General features: G+C 57.8%; 2 protein-coding genes. Both read left to right on the forward strand.

Features of this window, described 5'->3' with window-relative positions:
* Positions 1–725: hypothetical protein (locus tag ABX749_RS28210; RefSeq protein WP_372898968.1), on the forward strand; the 725-nt coding region annotated here is incomplete at its 5' end.
* Positions 726–884: 159 nt separating this feature from the next.
* Positions 885–2,877, forward strand: a 1,993-nt coding sequence (locus ABX749_RS28215) for a hypothetical protein (RefSeq protein WP_372898969.1), incomplete at its 3' end; no start/stop codon positions are given.

A 2,877-nucleotide genomic window follows, 5' to 3' on the forward strand; every position in this document is an offset into this window, starting at 1 on the left:
CCCCAATGTCGAATGTTGTCGTGGTGCGTGGCCCTCCGGGATCTCCCCTGACGCTCAAAGCCAGGCGACTGACGCAGGTTTTCATCGACCGCGATCACTTTCCCGCCTCGGCTGCGGCATCACTGCAAACCATTTTGTTGCTCAATGAGCGACGAATCACGAGTCGGCAAAACAGCGGTTTCAAAAGTTACTCGTTCTCCTTTGGCAGCAACTTTCTGGCGCCTGAGAATTACTTCCAGGCCTACTGGATCGCACGTTGCGTGCAAATTCTTGCCGATCGTGAATTGGCGTCCCTGCATGGACAATCAGTGACGACGAAACAATTGATCGATAAACGGTTCTCCGCCCCGCCGATCGACTCCGATGACGTCGCCGCGTTTCGACACGCCATCCTGCTGCACTCGATCCAGAATTCGCTCGATGACACCGACACGTTGCCACCCGAAGCAATCATCTGGCGGGTGGCCCAGCTCGATCCGGCGGGCGACCACCCGGCGCTGGTAGACCTACTCGCCAGACGATCACGCATTCGGCAGGTACTGGAAAAGACCCAGCAAGAAAAAATTGCCCCGCTCGATGATTCAAAGCTGGAGATCCTTTCCACCGTTTGTCAAACACACCAGACCCTGGCAACGAAGCGTTCGGCGCCGATCGAGTCGATCATGCGCGATCTGCAATTGCGACAAAACTTGATCGCCGAGTGTCGTGTGGCGGGGAAATCATAACCGTTCGCAGAAACGCTCGATCAGCCGGTCATCCCATCGACTTTCCAACGCGCGGTCGCCGAGATCCATGCCGCTTTGTGGGAAAACAATGTTTCCTTTGCAGATGAAAAAGCTGCCCATCTGGTGCAGATCGCCAGGGCCAGTCGCCCCGGAGATTCGATGACCGACCAAGTGGTTCCGTGGATCGTTTCGCCGACGAGTGAACCGGAACGAGCCTTCGTGCTTCGCCATCGCGAGCTGTTGGCCGATGCCTGGATCGCACATTGTTCTCGTTGGTCTCTTTTGTATCGACAGGGGCTGCCACCGTCCGAGTTGTTCGGGGGTGAGCAACTGCAGATTGTCACGCCGCTGTTGTCTCCTGGTGTGAGTCCGACACGATATGAACTGTTCAAGTTGCAGATGCCGCTATCGAAGCGATTGATTGAGGCGAATCTATTGCGGGGATTGCTGCCGCTGATTCCGAAGCAGATCGTCAGAGGTTCCTCACACGCCATCCTTTCGCTCCCAGACGATTTCCTGGAGCGGTTGGTCGAGCCGCTTGAGGGTGCGACGCCACACGAGTTGAAACTGCGGCGGATTCTTGCTGCGTTCGCCGCATGGTGGGACCAACGGCCGCTGGATTGTCTTGTCCAACTGGAAACGCTGGCCGATGAGTTCCCCGATGATCTGGATTTACAACTCGAAGCGGCGCGTCTGGCCGTGATCACGGAGCAACCCGCCAAAGCGTTCGAGCGTCTTGATCAGATCACAACAGCCGACGCCCCCTCCCGCCAGCAAGTCGAATTGGCTCGCGTGATCCTGGCCGCTCAGGCGGGCAACGAGGACCTCGTTCGCTCCACCGCCCGACAGCTCCTCGCCCGGCCGATCGATGCCGACACGCGGACCTTCCTGACAAAACAACTGCAATCGATCAATTCAAAAAATGCATCGTTGGCCTCGTTGCAACAGGCGATCGCGCAACAGCCTGTTGCCTCGCCCCCCAGTCGCCGTTCCAACCGCAATCCGCTGAGCGATGATGTCGAGCAAATGAAATTGGCCCAGTCGCTGTTGGAATCCGGTGATTTGATCACCGCGTCGGAGGTCGCCTATTCGGTCATCCATCGCCAACAGGACCCTCGCCAGGAAGACCGCTCCGGCACACGGCGTCAGGCGATCCTGATCCTCGCCCAGACAAATCGTTTGCAGCCCCTGATCACTTCGACCAAGCGAAAACTTGAGTCATCCCCGAACTCGAACGTCTATCGCGAAGAACTCGCCGACTTGTATCTCGCCGCAGGGAAACCGGAACTCGCCCGCGGTCTTTGGGAACAGATTATCGAGTCCGAACAGCTGACGCCGCGACAAATCATCATGCGAGCGAGTTCGCTGCGGGGCAAACGAGATTTCCATCACGCCGCGGTGCTGTACTTGTACGCGTTCGAACGTGATCCCAAGCAGTGGAAAATTCACTGGAATGTGTTCACCCGCGCCGCGTCGATGTCGACGTCGCAGGAGATCCTCTTCGATCACCTTTGCCGAATCGACATCCGAACGTTTTCACTGGAATCTGTCTGCAGTGCAATCCGGATCCCCGGCTCGAGGCCATTTAGCGACGCCCAGCGCCGTTTCGCCCGACATGTCGTCGTGAACCATCCCCAAGCCGTCGCACAGTTGGACGTGTTGCTGGCCTCGATCCCTGAATCCGAACGGAAGCAGATTCCCGAGTTGAACTCGATGATGGTCGATACCATCACGTCGCCGAATTCCTTTCGCCACGATTCACCGCTGTGGAGCGCGCGGGGATGGAATAACGCGGGGATCGTTCAGGGCGTCTTAGACGATCTGATGCATCTGTTGCATCGCGATGACCAAGCGTCGCAGCGGTTTCTCAGCGCGGTCGACGGTTCAACGGACAAGGAAACACAAGCGGTTCAGCGATGGCTGAAAGCCGTTTATGAATTACACACCGAGTCGACACGAGCCGCGGCGGCGGAGCGGATTCGTGCGATGGTTCCCGCTCGCCTGGATGACCAGGTCACCGCGTCTCCGCCGGTAAACATCCCCGCCGGACTGCTTTGGCAAACCGGCCAGCTGATCGAAACGCTTGATCCGATCGATCAGAAAGCGATGCTGCAAATCGGTATCTTTCAGGCCGCGGTTCGTAATTCGCCGG

This window comes from Stieleria sp., assembly GCF_041595215.1.
Classification (GTDB): domain Bacteria; phylum Planctomycetota; class Planctomycetia; order Pirellulales; family Pirellulaceae; genus Stieleria; species Stieleria magnilauensis.